Origin of the sequence: Stomatobaculum sp. F0698, assembly GCF_030644385.1 — a bacterium.
Taxonomy (GTDB): domain Bacteria; phylum Bacillota; class Clostridia; order Lachnospirales; family Lachnospiraceae; genus Moryella.
Map to the genome: position 1 here is coordinate 403,652 of NZ_CP130060.1, position 18,035 is coordinate 421,686.

Here is an 18,035-nt window from a genome sequence, read left to right on the forward strand (position 1 = left end):
ATGCGGGTAAACTTAAAATTTCTTACGGAACTCCCATGATAGAATCATACTCGATTTTTAGACGCGGAACAAGGTCTGTCTCTGGTTTGGAGTGTGTTCATGAAGAAGATTTTATTTATTTGCCTCGGCAATATATGCCGCAGTCCCATGGCGGAATTTATTATGCGGGACCTGGTAAAAAAAGCAGGCGTGGAGGAACAGGTGGAGTGCGCTTCGGCAGCGACGAGTACCCAGGAGATTATTTACGACATGGGGAATCCCATGTATCCGGCTGCGCGGGCCGAATTGAAACAGCGCGGGATTCCCTGCGGGGAAAAGCGCGCGGTGCTGTTAAAGCGCGCGGATTACGATGCGTATGATTATCTGATTTGTATGGACCGGAGAAATTTGCTGGATGCGAAGCGCATTCTCGGCGGAGATCCGGACCGAAAACTCGCACTGCTGCATGCCTTTGCGAAGACAGGCGGCGCGAATTCGGAAATTGCGGATCCCTGGTACACGGGAGATTTCGTGAGCTGTGCCGACCAGATTACGGAGGGCTGCGAGGGGCTTTTGAAGACGCTCGGCAAAGAAGGCGTAAGAGCAATTGCGGGGGGGGAACATGGCGTGCTAAAATAAGGCAAAAGCTGCTCTTGGCAGAACGAAGGGAGAGTTTAACATGAAAATCAGAACCAGATATGCGCCGAGCCCCACCGGGCGCATGCATGTCGGAAACCTGCGTACGGCACTTTATGCGTATCTTATCGCAAAGCACGGGGACGGCACCTTCATCCTCCGCATCGAGGACACGGATCAGGGCAGATTTGTCGAGGGCGCAACGGAAATTATTTATCGCACACTGGAGGAGACCGGACTCCTGCACGATGAAGGACCGGATCAGGATAAGGGCTACGGGCCCTATGTACAGAGCGAGCGCATGCGCGCGGGTATTTACATGCAGTATGCGAAGCAGCTCGTGGAAAAGGGAGAGGCGTATTACTGCTTCTGCGACCAGGAGCGGCTCGACTCGCTCAAGCAGACCGTGAACGGCGAAGTCATCATGCAGTACGACAAGCATTGCCTTTCGATTCCGAAGGAGGAAGCGGAGCGCCGGGTTGCCGCGGGCGAGCCCTTCGTCATTCGTCAGAACAACCCCAGAACGGGTACGACCACCTTCCACGATGAGATCTACGGCGATATCACGGTGGACAATTCCGAGCTCGACGACATGGTTCTCATTAAGTCGGACGGTTTCCCGACCTATAATTTTGCGAATGTCGTGGACGATCACCTGATGGAGATCAGCCATGTGGTGCGCGGGCAGGAGTATCTCTCCTCCTCGCCGAAGTACAACCGCCTCTATGAGGCCTTCGGTTGGGAGGTGCCGATTTATGTGCATTGCCCGACCATTACGAACGAGCTGCACCAGAAGCTCTCGAAGCGGAGCGGCCACGCATCCTTCGAGGATTTGATCGAGCAGGGCTTTGTGAGCGAGGCGGTCGTGAATTTTGTCGCGCTGCTCGGCTGGTCGCCCGAGGGAGACCGCGAAATTTTCAGCCTCAAAGAGCTCGCGGAAGTCTTTGACTACAGTCGCATCTCGAAGTCGCCGGCGGTCTTTGATATGACCAAGCTTCGCTGGATGAACGGCGAGTACTTCAAGGCGATGGCGCCGGAAGAGTTCTACCGGCGGGGCGAGAAGTACCTGAAGGAGTATGTGACGAAGCCCCTGGATTTAAAGAAAATCGCGGAGATGGTCAGAACGCGCGTCGAGACCTTCCTCGACATCCGGGAGATGGTGGACTTCTTCAACGAGCTTCCGGCCTACGAGACCGAGCTCTTTGTGAACAAGAAGTCAAAGTCGAGCCTCGAGAGTTCGCGCGAAATTCTCGGAGAGGTTCTGCCGAAGCTGGAAGCCGTCGAAAGCTGGAATAACGACGCGCTCTTTGAACTCCTGAAGGCCTACGGCGAGGAGAAGGGCTACAAGACCGGCCTCGTGATGTGGCCGCTCCGCATTGCGCTCTCCGGTAAGCTCATGACGCCGGCCGGCGCGACCGAGATTATGGATGTGCTCGGCAAGGAGGAGTCACTTGCGCGCCTCAGAGAGGGACAGAAGAAACTTGGCGCTTAAATCGTATGATAAATTAAATCCGGCGCAGAGAGAAGCGGTCACCCACGGGGAGGGACCGCTTCTTGTCATTGCGGGACCCGGCTCCGGAAAGACCTTTGTGCTGACGCAGCGCGTGCGCTATCTGACGGAGGAGCGCGGCGTGCGGCCGCAGTCCGTTCTGGTTCTCACCTTTTCGCGCGCGGCGGCGCGGGAAATGGAGGAGCGCTACCGAAAAACCGTGGAGAGCGAGCGCACCGGCGTTTGCTTCGGAACCTTTCACGCCTTCTTTTTCCGCATTCTGAGAACCGCCTACGGCTATCAGGCGGATCAGGTGATCGGCGAGGAGGAGAGACGCGCCTTGGTCTCCGCGGCGCTTAAGCGGCGCAAGACGGAGAGCGGCGACTTTCGCAGCCTGGTTCAGAACGTGCTTTCGGAGATTGCGCTGGTCAAAGAGGAGAGGGCAGAGCTCTCGAATTACTATTCCGTGAGTTGTCCCGCCGAGCAGTTTCGGGAGATTTACCGCGAGTATGAAAGCGCGCTCGCAGAGCTCAGAAAGATAGACTATGAGGACATGCTCCGCATGTGCTATGAGCTTCTCAAAGAGCGGGCGGATATCCGCGCGGCCCTCTCGGCGCGCTACACCTGGCTTTTGGTCGATGAGTTTCAGGACATCAACCGCCTGCAGTACGAAATTGTGCGCATGATTGCCGGGAAGAAGGCCAATCTCATGATTGTCGGGGACGACGATCAGTCGATTTACCGTTTCCGCGGCGCCGCGCCGGAGCTCATGCTGCATTTCACAAAGGATTATCCCAAGGCCGCCAAAGTCGTGTTGAACGTGAACTATCGCTCGACCCCGGAAATCGTTAAGACGGCGGGGCGACTGATTGCGCGGAACAAGACGCGTTTCCCGAAGGAAATCAAAGCCGCTCGCCCCTCGGGAAGGCCGGTGAACACGGTGGTCTGCCCGACCCCGCAGGCGGAGACGGATTATTTGGTGCGGGAGATACGCGCGCTTGCAAAGCAGGGGGCCCGCTATGACAGCATCGCCGTCCTTTACCGCACCAATTTGCAGCCGCGTCTCTTAGCGCGGCGGCTTTACCGCGAGAACATCCCCTTCCGCATGCGGGAAATGTTGCCGGATCTCGGCGAACACTGGATTGCACGGGATCTCCTCGCCTATCTGCGCTTAGCGGGCGACACAGCGGAGCCCGGAGACCTGCTGCGCATCATGAACCGTCCGAATCGCTACATACGCCGCGAGGCCGTGCGCATGGAGGGGGAGAGCCTCGCGGGACTCAGGGCGCACTATGAGAAGAGCGGCGAGCACTGGATGGATGAGCGACTGGGGCGCTTCGGCAGGGAACTCAGAGCGCTCTCGCGCATGCGCCCCGCCGAGGCCATTGCCTATATCCGCGGCGAAGTCGGCTACGACGGCTTTCTCAGGCAGTACGCCGAAGAGAGAGAAATCGAAGAGAGCGAACTCTTCGATATTCTGGAAGAAATCGAGGCCTCCGCGGAGGGCTTTGCGACGCTTGCGGATTGGCGGGCGGACGGACAGGCCTTCAACGCGGCTATCTCCGCGCGCAGCAAGGCACAGGAGGACGGAGACGAAGTGCAGCTCATGACCTACCACGCCTCCAAGGGACTGGAATTTCAGACCGTCTTTTTGCTCGATGTCAACGAGGGCATTGTGCCGCACCGCAAGGCGAACAGTCGGGAAGAACTGGAAGAGGAGAGACGCATGTTCTATGTCGCGATGACGCGCGCCAAGGACGAACTCCGCATTCTGACCTGTAAGACCCGTTTTCGGCGGCAGGCGGAGGAGAGTCGTTTTGTGCGGGAGTACGAGTCACGTTGACAGAGGGGCGGGGCATCGCTATAGTAGGAAGAGCGGAAATCGTTTTATCTTTCTGAGAGTGAGGAAAAGCAAAATGAGCGAACACGAAGAACTGAAGCACGAGGGTCTGTTTGACGGCGGCGACACCACGGTCACGCTGACGCTGGATGACGGGAGTACCATGGAGTGCGTGGTTCTCACGATTTTTGAGGCGGGCAATGAGGGCAAGGAGTACATTGCGCTGATGCCGGAGAGCGGCGAGGATGAGGACGGCAATGTCTACCTGTACCGCTACGAGGAGACAGAGGACGGTCAGCCGGATCTCACGAACATCGAGAGCGATGAAGAGTATGAGATTGTCAGCGATGCCTTTGACGAGATTCTCGACGAGGAAGAGTTCAAGGAACTCATGGAAGGCGAGGATGCCGAGGACAACGAGGATTGAATTTAAGAGAAGCTTAACGTTTCTCGAAGGGCGCGTCTCCGCCGGGAGGCGCGCTTTTTTGTATAAAACTAAGAACATAATAAGAAATATTAAGAAATTCTTCTAAAATGCTGGCGTTTTTCCGGATTCTCTGTCATAGTATAGCGTAGACATAATATTAACTTAGATGATATGGTGAGTTCATGAAAATAATCGGAGTGCTCAAGCAAGCCCGGCTCTGGATTGCCGGAGCGGCGCTTGTCTTGTGCGTTTGGGGAATCGGAAAACAATATATAAGGGGGTCGGACAGGTCACGCTTGGTGCTGATGGCCGTGGAGAACAACCAAGGAACGCAGCAGACCGGAGAAGAGCGCTATACGGCGGAACTCGTCAGCAAGCAGGGCGAGTCGTTGCAGAGTTTTGCGGTCGATGTGAACCGGAGCCAGAACGGCCGGCGGGTGGATTTGAGTCTCAGGGACGCAATCCCCGCGGATGCGCTGGAAAAGGGCGTGTATCTGCGCCTGTCCTATCCGCTCCGTGCGAACGGTAGCGCCGTGCGCCTCGAGCAGCCCAATTTAAGCGGTGACGGCGAGTCCATGCGCTTAAAGAGCGGGCAGCCGGCCCTTGCAATCGGCGGCATGCGCTATCAGTATGATGCGGGCCTGCCGGAATTCAAAAAGCCACTCGCCTGTCTTCTCTTCCGCAGCGTCGAGGAGAGAGAGGACGGAAAGTTTACGGCCAATCTGTATCTGACCCCGGAGAATGCGGCATTTTCCACGCAGTTTCCGGAGGAAAAGACCGTGGAGCGCACCGAGCTGACAAGTCTCAAAAAACTCGGCGAGACAGGCGTTTCCGGTGACGGCGTCGAAGTGGAGTACCGCTATACGACCCGTTTTCAGGCGGAAGCGCTCGGCAGTTCCGGCAACAGCCTGGAATTGCAGTGCCGGCTGCGCCTTCGCTATCCGACACAGATACGGCTGACCGAGAGCGATAAAACGGAGTCGACGCAGGATATGTCCCTGGTGTTTACGACCGGAGCCGCGAACGAGACGAAGCTTCGAATTGCGGGGAGTCGCACGGCGGCAAGAAGCACGGCTGTCGCAGAGAGCAGCAGTGCGGCAGAAAGCACACAGGCAACGGAAATACAGCGGCGCACGGAAAAGACAGAGACAAGCGCTGTCAGACGGCGCGAGACAAGTGCGTCCGTGCGGCGCACGAGCGCGGCGGCGACAACACAGCAGACCGCCGAGAGCCGTCCGAAGCCGGAGGAAAGTGCGGCGGCGAGCACGGAGGGCGAGAGCAGCAGCGAAGAGAGCAGCGCAACGCGTGAGAGCGAGCGGCAGACGGTGCGTCGCATCACGAAGCCCGGAAGCGGAAGAGGACGCGGCGGCAGCGGCGGTCGGAACGAGACTTCGCCGACGGATACTCTGCCGGCCGAGACAAAGGAGAGCGTACCGGAGAGCAAGCCGGAAACGGCCGCGGAGACGAGCGAGTTCAGTAAGCCGGAAACGACTGCGGAGAGCAGCCGGGAGAGTGCGGCACCGAGCGAGTCCACGGAGTGGGAAACGGAAACGGAGACCGCTTGGGTTACCCAACCCGATCTTCCGCCGAACATTCCGACGGATGTTCCGCTGCCCGATTCGACGGACCCGACGTCCCCTTATCCGAGCACAGGCGAGTGGTGGTTCAATCCGAATACCGGCGGGAATGCGACGCCGGGGACGGACTGGATTCACTGAATAAAAGAAAAAAGCCCCGGTACCTTTCGGTACCGGGGCTTTTTGCCGAGCGAAAATCAGACGTTGAAGCGGAACAGGATGACATCGCCGTCCTTGACAATGTACTCCTTGCCCTCGAGACGCATGAGTCCCTTTTCTTTTGCGGCATTCGAGGAACCGCAGCTCACAAAATCGTCGTAGGAGATAACCTCCGCGCGAATAAAGCCGCGCTCGAAGTCGGTGTGAATTTTACCGGCCGCCTGCGGCGCCTTGGATCCCTTTTTGATGGTCCAGGCGCGGGTCTCGTCCTCGCCCGTCGTCAGGAAGCTGATGAGGCCCAGGAGCTCGTAGCTCGCGGCAATCAGCTTGTCAAGACCGGAAGCGGAGATGCCGAGGGCCTCGAGGTAGTCGGCCTTTTCGCTCTCGTCGAGGGCGGAAATCTCTTCTTCAATCTGAGCGGAGACACAGAACACCTTGCTCCGATGTGCCGCGGCATAGTCCCGAACCGCTGCGACATGCGGATTGGAAGCGCCGTCGTCCGCGAGATCCTCCTCCTTCACATTGGCCGCATAAATCACGGGCTTTGCGGTCAGAAGGCAGAGAGAGGCGACAAAGCTTGCGCTGTCGTTGTCCTCCGTTTCGTAGGCGGAGGCGGGCTTTCCGTCCTCGAGCAGGGTCTTCAGCTCCTTCAGAATTTCGAGCTCCTTCTTTAAGCTCTTGTCGTTGTTTGCGGATTTCTGGGTCTTCGCAATGCGGCGTTCCAGCACTTCGAGATCCGCAAAAATGAGCTCCAGGTTAATGGTCTCGATGTCTCGCACCGGGTCCACGGAACCGTCCACGTGAATCACATTTTCGTCCTCAAAGCAGCGCACCACATGGACAATTGCGTCGCACTCGCGTATATTGGCGAGGAACTGGTTGCCGAGGCCTTCGCCTTTGCTGGCACCGCGCACAAGTCCCGCGATGTCGACAAATTCGATGACTGCGGGCGTCACCTTTTTGGAGTGGTGCATTTCGCCGAGGGTTTTTAAGCGGGCGTCCGGGACTGCGACCACGCCGACATTCGGGTCGATGGTGCAGAAAGGATAGTTCGCGGCCTGTGCGCCCGCCTTGGTCAATGAGTTAAAAAGCGTACTTTTTCCGACATTCGGAAGTCCTACGATACCGAGTTTCATAAATTGGGAGTCTCCTTTGACTGTTTTCCGATGACTGTCCGCGAGAGAACAGTGTGCGTTTGGGCTTCATTGTAACAGAGAGGCGCAGTGCTCTCAAGGAAGATTTGCGTGGAAAGCGGCGGGGCTTTTTGTTATGCTCGAAGCCGGAAAACGGAAAGGAAGGATCATTATGGCTTACGATTTACGTTTTGTGCATCTCGGCATTACGATTCAACACTTGCAAAATCACATCACGATATTCGGATTTTCGATTGCCTTCTACGGCATCATCATCGGCATCGGCATGTTGCTCGGCATTACGCTCGCCGCGCGGGATGCGGCAAGGCGCGGCATCGGAGAGGATACGATATATGATTTTGCGCTCTTTGGCATCATTGTCGGGGTGATGGGCGCACGTCTCTATTATGTGATTTTTCAGTGGGAAAATTACCGCGGAAATCTCCTCGAAATCCTGAATTTGAGAGCCGGAGGACTTGCGATTTACGGCGGCGTAATCGGCGGCATTGTGAGCCTCGCGGTCTTCTGCAAACGGAAGAACAAGAATTTTTTGATGCTCGCGGATTCGCTGATACTCGGTGTATTGGTCGGCCAAATTCTGGGACGCTGGGGTAATTTTTTCAATGCGGAGGCGTTCGGGCGCTATACGGACAGTCTGTTTGCCATGCAAATTAAGCGCGCCGTCGTAAACCCGATTATGATAGATGCGGCGCTCTTACAGCATCTCGTCACCGTCAACGGGGTCGAATATATCCAGGTGCACCCCACCTTTCTCTATGAGTCGCTCTGGAACCTGGGCCTCTTACTGTTCCTGCTGCGATACCGCGACAAGAAGCGCTTTGAGGGCGAGATATTCTTTCTCTATCTCGGCGGTTACGGGCTCGGAAGAGTCTGGATCGAAGGGCTCAGGACAGACTCTCTCCTCTTGCCCGGTACGGGCATTGCGGTCTCGCAGGCGCTTGCGGGGCTCTGTGTGCTGCTCGCGCTTTTCTGCCTCTTTTACGGGAGAAAGCGCGCGGCGCGCAAGGCGGAAAAATAACGGAATACGCCATAGCTATGGAAAAACGGCGCCTGTTTTGGTATTATTTTTCCAAAGCGAATGTGTTTTGAAATAAAAGGACAGCCTATGAATTTCCAGCATATCTCGGTGCTCCCGCGGGAGACCATCGATAGTTTACAAATTCACCCGGACGGCATTTATGTGGACGGGACACTCGGGGGAGGAGGACATGCCTCTCTGGTCGCGGAAAAACTGGGCCCGGCGGGGCGTTTGATCGGCATCGATCAGGATGCGGATGCCATAGTCGCGGCCGGAGAGCGGCTTGCGCCCTTCGGCGATCGGGTGACCGTCGTGCGCGATAATTATGTCAATATCCCTGCGGTGCTCCTCGGATTGGGAATTTCCGAGGTTGACGGCATCTACCTGGATCTCGGCGTCTCCTCGTATCAGCTGGACACCGCGGAGCGGGGCTTTAGTTTCATGGCGGATGCTCCGCTCGACATGCGCATGGACCGGCGGCAGGAGAGAACGGCGGCGGAACTGGTAAACGAGGCGAGCGAGCAGGAATTGGCCCGCATCATCCGCGTCTACGGGGAGGATCGCTTCTCGAATCAGATTGCGCGCCGCATCGTGCGCGAGCGCGAAAGAAAGCCGATCGAGACCACGGGTGAACTCGCCGCGCTGATTAAAAGCGTGATTCCCATGCGATTGCAGAAGACGGGAGGACATCCCGCGATGCGCACCTTTCAGGCGCTTCGCATTGCGGTGAACGGCGAGCTCACGGTGCTCGAAGAGGCGCTGGAACAGATGATACGCTGTCTGAGACCGGGCGGACGCCTCTCCATCATTACCTTCCACTCGCTGGAAGACAGAATCGTAAAAGAGGGCTTTCGGCGCAGCGCCTCGCCCTGTACCTGCCCGCCGGATTTCCCGGTCTGTGTCTGCGGAAAAAAGAGCCTCGGACGTGTCATCACCGGAAAACCCATCGTGCCGACAGCGGAGGAAGTGGAAGAGAACCCGAGGTCGCGGAGCGCAAAACTCCGCGTGTTTGAGAGAGGAGGCGCGCTGTGAATCGAGAGGATAACAAGAGAAGCGTCAAACGGCGCGGCAGCCTGCCGGGCTATAACTACGGGAGCGCGGCGCGGCAGCCGGAGCCGGAGGGAGAAGAACGCAGAAGGCGGGCGGCGAGCGCGAAGCGGCGCGGAAAGCCGGCCGAAAAGCGGACGCCGGCCCCGGCTCCCGCACCGAAGCACAGTGCGGGCAAGTTCTTCGGCAGCATACTTGCAGCCGCGGTACTGGTCGGCTTTTTCGGCTTCCTGGGCTCTGTTTATCTGAAGAGCGAAAAGCGTGTGGCACAGGCAGAGCGCGCCCGCAACGAGGCACAGAGCAAGCTGGAAGCGCAGCGGGAAGTCAACGACACCCTGCAGGTGGAAATCAACCGCAAGGAAGATTTGGATCACATCCGCGATTTGGCGGTGAACCGCTACGGTATGGTGCAGCCCGGCCAGGATCAAATACGCTATTACAAACGGGTAGAACAAGGCTACGTGAGGCAATATGAAAACATCCCGAAAAAATCCGATTAGGAAACCGAGCTCGGAGCGCTACGCGGTCGGCAGGGGGCTCAAAGCCAGGCTGATCGGCTTTCTTATTTTCAGCGCAGCCTCCTTCGTGCTGCTCGGCTTCTATGTTCACAGAGTGCAGCAAGAGAACGAAAAGGCGGCGAGCCAGTATGTACTCGGCAGGAAACTGGGAAAAGCCAAGGAGATTCCCTATCGTCGCGGCGACATTCTGGATCGGAACGGCACGTATCTCACGACCACCGAAAAGCGCTACCAGATGACCGTTTCGCCGCGCGACTTGCTGAGTCCCGCGGACCGCGACAAGTACTATGACTGTACTGTCAATGCGCTCACCGATTTTTTCGGACTTCCGGAAAATGAACTCCGAAAACAAATCGAGGAAAATTCCACGAGTCAGAGCTTAAAGGTCGGCGCGCCGCTCTCGCCGGAAGACCGGCTTCGCTATTTGGATTTTAAGGAGCACATCAACCGGCTCGGGGACTACGAGGCGAAAAAAAAGAAAGAAGATCCGAGCTACGAAGGGTTTACGGAGGAACAAAAAACACGCTACAAGGGTTTGGTCGGAGCCGATAATCTGAACGACTATTACGAGCGCAGTTATCCCTACGGCGAACTTGCCTGCAATGTGCTGGGCTTTTACCGGAGTTACGACGATCGGCGAGTCGGCGTGACCGGAATCGAGCAGTATTACAACAGTCAGCTCTCCGGCACGGACGGACTGCGCTATCGCTATATGGACGCGAGCGGTGACACCGAAAGTGTGACCAGGGAACCGCAGGACGGAAATTCCGTCGTGAGCACAATAGATATCAAGGTGCAGCAGAGCGTGGAGCGCCACATCAAGGAGTACATGGAGACGACCGGCGCGGAGAATATCGGCGTCATTGTGATGAATCCGAACAACGGAGAAATTCTGGCGCTCGCGACCAACCATCCCTTTGATTTGAACGATCCCGGCAATTTGCAGAAGTACTACAGCGTCAATGCGCTGAAGCAGATGACAAGCGAGGAGGCGACCCAAAAACTCTGGAATAACTTCTGTGTGAGCACTGTCTTCGAACCGGGTTCCACGGCCAAGATTTTTACGATTGCGGGTGCAATGGAAAACGGCGCGATCACAGGGACCGAGACTTATAACTGTACGGGAGAAGTCGAAGTACAGGATACCCTCATTCACTGCGGAAAGAGGACAGGTCACGGCATCGTCGATGTGACCGGCGCGCTCGAACAGTCCTGTAACGTGGCTTTGGTGCGCATCGCACAGAAGCTCGGACGAGAGAGCTTTCAGAAGACCCAGAATCTCTACGGCTTCGGTGTGAGCAGCGGAATCGATCTCCCGGGCGAGCCGGATACCTCGTCCCAGATTCACGTTCTGAATCCGCCGGAAAACGCGGAGAATCGGCGCCTCGGCCCGGTTGAGCTTGCGACCGACAGCTTCGGCCAGGGTTTCGGCTGCACGATGATTCAGCTGGCGGCGGCCTTTTCCTCCGCAATCAACGGCGGTTCCTACTACCGCCCGCATGTGGTGAAGCAGGTCCTGAATTCCCAGGGCACGGTCATTCGGGATTACGGCGCGGAGCTGGTGCGAGAGACCTGTTCGCAGGAGACTTCGCTCTTTCTTCGTAAGGCGCTGCGCGGCGTTGTGACCAACGGTACCGGAGACGCGGCAGAGGTTGTGGGCTATGAGATCGCCGGTAAAACCGGAACTTCGGAGAAGTGGCCCAGAAACAAGAAAAACTACCTGCTCTCGTTCTGCGGCTATGCGCCCGCAAACAATCCGCAGGTGCTCTGCTATGTTGTTGTCGACCAGCCGCACGTGAAGGATCAGGCACACAGTACCTTTGCGTCGGTGCTGTTCCAGAACATTATGGCGGATATCCTGCCCTCTCTGAATGTATTTCCGGGTGAAGCGCCGAGTGCGGAGGCAACGCCGCTGCTCGAGGGCATTCACGAGGGCATTGCCTCCGGCCGGGAAGAAGCGGTCGCGGGTGGCAGCGGCGAGACGGCAGCGTCTTCGGAGGGCGCTGCGGAGACAAGTGCGGCCGCAGAGAGCGGCACGGCGGAGATAAGCACCGCCGCGGAGAGTGCCGCTGCCGAAAGCAGCGCGAAGCACAAAAGCGCGGAAAGCCGCACGGAGAGCGCAAGCGCTGCAAGGCGGTAGGCTTGCGCAAGGCTTTTGGCAAGGGTATACTGTGAAAGAAACGAATGAATCTCGGAGAAACCGGAGGCACGGCGCATGCTGACTGACACCATATTGGCGCTTTTTATCGCATTTTTTGCCTGCGCGGCACTCTGCCCGCTGCTGATACCGCTGCTTCACCGCATGAAGTTCGGCCAGCAGGTCAGAGACGACGGACCCCAGTCACATTTAAAGAAGAGCGGCACCCCGACCATGGGCGGGATTATGATCGTCATTGCGATTGCGCTCGGTTGCCTGCCTTTTCTGAAGAAGGCGCCGGAGACACTTCCGGTCCTTTTGTTCACGCTGGCCTTCGGCTTCATCGGTTTTTTGGATGACTTCCTCAAAATCAAGAGAAAACAGTCGGAGGGCTTAAAGGGCTGGCAGAAGTTTGCGCTGCAGCTGCTTGCGACCGGCGTGCTTGCATGGCGCTTGTTGGCTTCCGGCGCTTACAGTGAAATTCTGGTGCCTTTTACGGGAAACACGGAGACCGGACTCATGTTGCCGCTCGGCGCGCTCTTTGTGCCCTTTGTGTTTCTGGTAGTGCTCGGCACGGACAACGGGGTCAATTTTACGGACGGACTCGACGGGCTCTGCTCCTCGGTGACCATAGTCGTGGCGCTCTTTTTTGCGGCGGTTGCCTGCCGCTTCACGCCCGGCGCCGCACCGGTGAGCGGAGCGGTTATCGGGGCCTTGCTCGGCTTTTTGCTCTTTAACTGTTATCCGGCCAAGGTTTTCATGGGAGACACCGGCGCGCTGGCGCTCGGCGGCTACGCGGCTGCGATTGCGCTGGTGCAGAGAATGCCGCTCTTCCTCATGGTGGTCGGCATCATTTATATGGCGGAGGTCATCTCGGTCATTCTGCAAGTCGGCTACTTCAAGGCGACGAAGGGGAAACGCCTGTTTCGCATGGCGCCGCTGCACCATCACTTTGAGTTGGGCGGTTGGTCCGAGACGCGCGTTGTCACGGTCTTTACGATTTTCACACTGATTTTGTCACTCGCAGCATGGATGGGACTCGGAGAATGAAGGGAGGAGACTCTATGAATGAAAAGATCATGGTCGCCGGTGCCGGCAAAAGCGGCATCGCAGCGGCAAAATTGATTCTGGAAACGGGCGGTGAGGTGTTGCTCTACGACGGCAACGAAGCGCTTTCCGAGGAGCGTTTGCTCGCGGAATTTCCGGAGGACGCCTGCATCACACTCTGCCTCGGCGAGCTCGATGAGACGCTGCTGCAGGGCGTTCAGATCTGCGTGATGAGTCCCGGCATCGATCTCGAGACTCCCTTTGTGAAAACCCTGACCGAGCGAAAGATTCAGCTTTGGTCCGAAATCGAACTGGGCTTCCAGGTTGCCAAGGGGCGCTTGGTCGCAATCACCGGAACCAACGGCAAGACAACGACGACGGCACTGACCGGTGCCATCATGGAGCGCGCGTTCGGGAACAGCTTTACGGTCGGCAACATCGGCCTACCCTATACCGAGGTCGCTTTAAAGACCACGGAGAAGTCGGTCACGGTGCTCGAGGCATCGAGCTTTCAGCTGGAAACCATCATTCACTTCCGACCGCATGTCGCGGCGATTACGAACATCACGCCGGATCATCTGAACCGCCATCACAGCATGGAAAACTACATTCGCATCAAGGAGGACATCAGTTCCAACCAGACTGCGGATGATTTTATTGTATTGAATTACGACGACGAGGTGCTCCGCGCCTTCGGCGAGCGGAAGGATTTAAAGCCGAAGGTGGTCTTTTTCTCGAGCACGCAGCTGCTCGAGGACGGCTATGACCTGGAGGACGGTGTCATCTGCCGCAAAGAAAAGGGCGAAAAGACGGAACTGATCCGTACGGATGAACTCAAGCTGCTCGGCCGCCACAACTTTGAGAACGTGATGACGGCCATTGCGATTGCGGTCTGCATGGAGGCGCCGATGGATGCGATTTTGGATGCGGTGCGCAAGTTTGAGGCGGTGGAGCATCGCATTGAGTTTGTTGCGGAGCGCTACGGCGTCAAGTATTATAACGACTCGAAAGGCACCAATCCGGATGCGGCGATTCAGGCGATTAAGGCCATGCCGGGACCGACGCTCTTAATCGGCGGCGGCTATGACAAGGGCTCCTCTTACGACGAGTGGATCGATGCCTTTGACGGGAAAGTGCGTTATCTGGTACTGCTCGGCCAGACAAGAGATGCCATTTCGGACTGCGCAAAGCGCCACGGATTTACGAATATCATGTTCGCCGAGGATATGCAGGAGGCCGTCAAGGTCTGTGCTTCCTATGCCAACGCGGGCGACTATGTGCTGCTCTCTCCCGCCTGTGCAAGTTGGGGAATGTTTCCGAACTACGAGGTGCGCGGCAAAGTATTTAAGGAGTGCGTGCGGGCATTATGACGGTGAAACCGTCCAAGGGAACAGGGACAAGGAACGCGCAGCAGAGAGAGCCGCGCGGGAAACAGCCGGGAGCGGCGCAGCGGCGAAGCGTGGGGCCGCGCCCGGTTACGCCGCAAAACAGACGGAGTGCCGCTTCGCAGAACCGAAGTGCGGGACCGCGCCCGGTTGCGCCGCAAAACAGACGGAGTGCCGCTTCGCAGAACCGAAGTGCGAGACCGCGCCCGGTCGCGGCGGGGCCGCGCGTCAAGGTTGCCGGCGCATCCAAGGTGAGAGCGGTCTATCCGGAGCGGGTCGGAACAAAAAAACGCATCGGAGAGCCGTGGAATACGCTCTTCTTTGCGGTACCCTGTGCGAGCGGGGCGCAGGCAAAGAAGACCCGCAGGCGGGCGGACCGCTATATTTTCGGCTTTACCGTACTTCTGGTGTTATACGGTCTCGCGATGATTTACGCAGCCTCCTCGTTTCGTCTGGACGATCCGCTCGGTGCGGTCAAAAAACAGGCGATGTACGCGGGACTCGGGCTTGCGCTCATGGTTTTTTTACCGTTCATTGATTACCACCGCCTACTGAGTCTCGGCTGGTGTACCTCTTACAGTGCCGGACTCGTTTTGGTCGTCGCGACCATGGCGGTCGGAAGACGGGCAAACGGTGCGGCGCGCTGGATTCAGATCGGCAGCGTGAGTTTTCAGCCCTCCGAGTTTATGAAAACCGCGTTGATTTTGTTTTTTGCGGTCTATCTGGTCAACGAATATCGGCGTTTTGCGCGAACGCCCGAGCAGATTATCTGGGTCATGGCAGTTTTCGGCGGGGTGCCGGCCTACCTGGTGTCGCGTCAAAACCTGAGCACCGGTCTTTTGATCGCGAGTCTGGTGTTTTTCATTACCTTTCTCGGCGTCAAGAGCACCCGCATACACATCGGGATTATCCTACTGGCGGCCTTTGCGTTCTGGATTGTCGTGAACTACTACAAACAAATGCCGTTTTTGAAGGCCTACCAGATTGGGCGCATTGACAATTGGCTGCATCCGGTGACAAAGTTGCGGGGACAGCCGGATCAGGTGACCGGCGGTAAGTTCGGCTTAAGCATCGGCAGCTGGCTGGGAACCGGAATCGGCAGAGGCTATATCAAGCGGGACCTCCCCGAAGCCGCAAACGATATCATTCTCGCGGTAATCGGCGAGGAACTCGGCCTGGTCGGAATCTGCATCCTCTTGCTCTTTTACCTGAGCCTTTTGTTTTGCATCATACAGACCGCGCTTAAGGCGCCGGATCGCTACGGGGCGCTGCTCTGCGGAGGCGTTGCGATTCATATTTTCTTGCACACCGCGATGAACATCATGGTTGTGACCGGCGCCATGCCGAATACCGGTGTTACCCTGCCCTTTGTGAGCAGCGGCGGCACCTCCTTGCTCTGCTTTATGGCCGAGATTGCATTGGTGCTCTCGGTTTCCAGAGAAGTGCGCCCGGAGAAATCGCTATGAAACTGCGAATCAAAATCCTGCTCGGCAGTTTGATTTTGCTGGCGGTGCTCGCCGCGGCGGCAATCTATTTTGTCCGCATCGAGAAGGTCACCGTGCGGGGCAACCGGATTTACAGCGAGGAAGAGGCGCGTAAACTGCTCCTGCCCCGTGCGGAAGGTATGCGCACGGCAGAGCTTTTTCTCGAGTGCCGTCAGCGTAAAAAAAAGCAACCGGCGTTTCTCGACGACTATGAAATTCGATTTACTTCACCGTTTTCCGTGGAACTCGTGCTGCACGAAAAAAACGTGCTCGGCTATGTGCGTTATATGAGTGCGGATTTCTATTTTGACCGCGAACTCCGTGTCGTGGAGAGTGTGCAGGAGGCGATTCCGGGCTATCCGCTGGTTTCCGGTCTGCAGAACGGAACAGTCGGTGTCGGCGAGTATCTGCTCTCGGACGATCGCAACGGAAGAACCATCGTCGGCAATCTGCTCTACAACCTCCGGGAAAACGGTATCCGTGCGGAAGAGGTCTCCTTTGACAGCGCCTACCGCGCAACCCTTTCCTGCGGCAAAATCACCGTGCTCTTCGGTGGCGCGCAGGAGACGGAGGAGAGGTGTAAGGATCTCTCGACGGCGCTTCCCAGATTGGGCGATGCGGCCGGAATTTTGGATTTTCAGGAGAGGAGGGCGGACGGAACCTACTCGTTTCGGCCCGCACAGCCCTAAAATCGCAAAGCTGCTTGCACTTTTCCCGAAAAATAAGTATGATAGACCATATTATCCAGTGTGAAAGAATCTGTGAATAAGCAGTTACAGGAGGCAGGTACCTTGTTAGAGATCAAACTGAACGAAGACGATAATACTGCAAAGATCATCGTAGTCGGCGTTGGCGGCGCAGGCAACAATGCAGTGAACCGCATGATCGACGAGAACATCGAAGGGGTAGAGTTTATCGGCATCAACACCGATAAGCAGGCGCTCCAGTTCTGCAAGGCCTCGACCGTCATGCAGATCGGAGAGAAGCTTACGCGCGGCCTCGGTGCCGGCGCAAAGCCGGAGGTCGGCGAAAAAGCGGCGGAGGAGAGCACCGAAGATTTGACGGAAGCGCTGAAGAATGCGGACATGGTCTTTGTGACCTGCGGCATGGGCGGCGGAACCGGTACCGGTGCGGCACCTGTCATTGCGCGCATCGCAAAAGAGATGGGTATACTCACGGTCGGTGTCGTGACCAAGCCGTTTAACTTTGAGGGCAAGCAGCGCATGAACAACGCGCTCTCGGGCATCGAGCATCTCAAGGATTCGGTCGACACCCTCATTGTGATTCCGAACGATAAGCTCCTTGAGATTGTGGATCGCCGCACCTCTATGCCGGAGGCTTTCGGCAAGGCGGACGAGGTGCTCGAGCAGGCAGTGCAGGGCATCACGGATCTCATCAATATGCCGGGTCTCATCAACCTCGACTTCGCGGATGTGCAGACCGTTATGACCGACAAGGGCATTGCGCACATCGGTATCGGTAAGGCGCACGGCGACGACAAGGCGCTCGAGGCAGTCAAGATTGCCTGCGCGTCTCCGCTGCTTGAGACCACGATTGACGGCGCAAGCAATATCATCATCAATATCTCGGGCGACATCAGCCTTATCGAGGCGAATGAAGCGGCGAGTTACGTACAGGAGCTGGCGGGAGACGATGCGAACATCATCTTCGGCGCAATGTACGACGAGAACGCGCAGGATGAGTGCTCGATTACCGTTATCGCAACCGGCCTCGACCAGGCGGCAAGCCAGCAGGCAAAGGAGCAGCGCGCGGCGGGCTATCGCAGAAACGCGCAGGCCAACGCAGCGAAGCAGGGCACACCGATTCGCGTCGCACAGCCGCAGCAGGGACAGGCAGCACCCCAGCAGGAGCAGCAGCCGGTACAGCCGCAGCAGCAGACCGCGGGCTTCAACGGGACCATGAACCCGCTGTTCCAGCAGCAGCCGCAGCAGTCGGCACAGCCGCAGTATCAGCAGCCCCAGTACCAGCAGCCGGCACAGCCGCAGTATCAGCAGCCGCAGCAGCAGTTCCAGCAGCCGGAGCAGCCGCAGCAGGGCGCTTACAGCTTTGAGCCGCGTCAGAATAAAAACGTGCAGATCAATATTCCGGACTTCTTAAAGAGCCGGAAGTGAGCATAA

The 18,035-nt window shown here is 57.3% G+C and carries 15 protein-coding genes; 14 read left to right on the top strand and 1 reads right to left on the bottom strand.

Annotated elements, in window-relative coordinates; all coding sequences use genetic code 11:
• Positions 1-99: 99 nt before the first annotated feature.
• From QU660_RS01980 to QU660_RS02000, 5 genes are all read left to right on the top strand, one after another.
• Complete coding sequence (locus tag QU660_RS01980; RefSeq protein ID WP_304946671.1) at positions 100-618, top strand: low molecular weight protein-tyrosine-phosphatase; 519 nt, start codon at positions 100-102, stop codon at positions 616-618.
• Positions 619-658: 40 nt separating this feature from the next.
• Positions 659-2,107, top strand: coding sequence for a glutamate--tRNA ligase (gltX, locus tag QU660_RS01985; RefSeq protein ID WP_304946672.1), 1,449 nt, complete (start codon positions 659-661; stop codon positions 2,105-2,107).
• Positions 2,097-3,947, top strand: coding sequence for an ATP-dependent helicase (locus tag QU660_RS01990; RefSeq protein WP_304946673.1), 1,851 nt, complete (start codon positions 2,097-2,099; stop codon positions 3,945-3,947). Before gltX ends, QU660_RS01990 begins: the two co-directional genes overlap by 11 nt.
• Positions 3,948-4,020: 73 nt before the next feature.
• A complete protein-coding gene (locus tag QU660_RS01995; protein ID WP_304946674.1) occupies positions 4,021-4,371 on the top strand; it encodes a DUF1292 domain-containing protein in 351 nt (116 codons plus the stop codon).
• 299 nt (positions 4,372-4,670) lie between these two features.
• Positions 4,671-6,089 carry a hypothetical protein gene (locus tag QU660_RS02000; RefSeq protein ID WP_304946675.1) on the top strand — a complete coding sequence of 473 codons (1,419 nt, stop codon included), beginning with the start codon at positions 4,671-4,673 and terminating at the stop codon, positions 6,087-6,089.
• Between the two features lie 56 nt (positions 6,090-6,145).
• On the opposite strand, the gene ychF is transcribed toward QU660_RS02000, so the two are convergent.
• Entirely contained in the window at positions 6,146-7,243 is a 1,098-nt protein-coding gene (gene ychF / locus QU660_RS02005; RefSeq protein ID WP_304946676.1) for a redox-regulated ATPase YchF, read from the bottom strand.
• A gap of 169 nt (positions 7,244-7,412) precedes the next feature.
• Here ychF and lgt point away from each other — a divergent pair, with 169 nt between their 5' ends.
• The 9 genes from lgt (at position 7,413) to ftsZ (ending at position 18,029) form a co-directional block, all read left to right on the top strand.
• Positions 7,413-8,279: a prolipoprotein diacylglyceryl transferase gene (gene lgt, locus QU660_RS02010; protein WP_304946677.1), complete on the top strand. Its 867-nt coding sequence runs from the start codon at positions 7,413-7,415 to the stop codon at positions 8,277-8,279.
• Between the two features lie 87 nt (positions 8,280-8,366).
• Positions 8,367-9,311: a 16S rRNA (cytosine(1402)-N(4))-methyltransferase RsmH gene (rsmH, locus tag QU660_RS02015; protein ID WP_304946678.1), complete on the top strand. Its 945-nt coding sequence runs from the start codon at positions 8,367-8,369 to the stop codon at positions 9,309-9,311.
• Positions 9,308-9,826 (top strand): hypothetical protein, encoded by a 519-nt coding sequence (locus tag QU660_RS02020; protein WP_304946679.1) that lies wholly within the window; start codon positions 9,308-9,310, stop codon positions 9,824-9,826. Before rsmH ends, QU660_RS02020 begins: the two co-directional genes overlap by 4 nt.
• Positions 9,798-11,984 (top strand): peptidoglycan D,D-transpeptidase FtsI family protein, encoded by a 2,187-nt coding sequence (locus tag QU660_RS02025; RefSeq protein WP_304946680.1) that lies wholly within the window; start codon positions 9,798-9,800, stop codon positions 11,982-11,984. The genes QU660_RS02020 and QU660_RS02025 overlap by 29 nt, the downstream gene beginning before the upstream one ends.
• A gap of 75 nt (positions 11,985-12,059) precedes the next feature.
• Positions 12,060-13,031: a phospho-N-acetylmuramoyl-pentapeptide-transferase gene (gene mraY, locus QU660_RS02030; RefSeq protein WP_304946681.1), complete on the top strand. Its 972-nt coding sequence runs from the start codon at positions 12,060-12,062 to the stop codon at positions 13,029-13,031.
• Positions 13,032-13,045: 14 nt separating this feature from the next.
• Positions 13,046-14,398: a UDP-N-acetylmuramoyl-L-alanine--D-glutamate ligase gene (gene murD / locus QU660_RS02035; RefSeq protein WP_304946682.1), complete on the top strand. Its 1,353-nt coding sequence runs from the start codon at positions 13,046-13,048 to the stop codon at positions 14,396-14,398.
• On the top strand, positions 14,395-15,879 hold the full coding sequence (locus QU660_RS02040) for an FtsW/RodA/SpoVE family cell cycle protein (RefSeq protein ID WP_304946683.1): 1,485 nt from the start codon (positions 14,395-14,397) through the stop codon (positions 15,877-15,879). The genes murD and QU660_RS02040 overlap by 4 nt, the downstream gene beginning before the upstream one ends.
• Complete coding sequence (locus QU660_RS02045; RefSeq protein WP_304946684.1) at positions 15,876-16,586, top strand: cell division protein FtsQ/DivIB; 711 nt, start codon at positions 15,876-15,878, stop codon at positions 16,584-16,586. Before QU660_RS02040 ends, QU660_RS02045 begins: the two co-directional genes overlap by 4 nt.
• A gap of 102 nt (positions 16,587-16,688) precedes the next feature.
• Positions 16,689-18,029 carry a cell division protein FtsZ gene (ftsZ, locus tag QU660_RS02050; protein ID WP_304946685.1) on the top strand — a complete coding sequence of 447 codons (1,341 nt, stop codon included), beginning with the start codon at positions 16,689-16,691 and terminating at the stop codon, positions 18,027-18,029.
• The last annotated feature ends 6 nt before the right edge of the window (positions 18,030-18,035 follow it).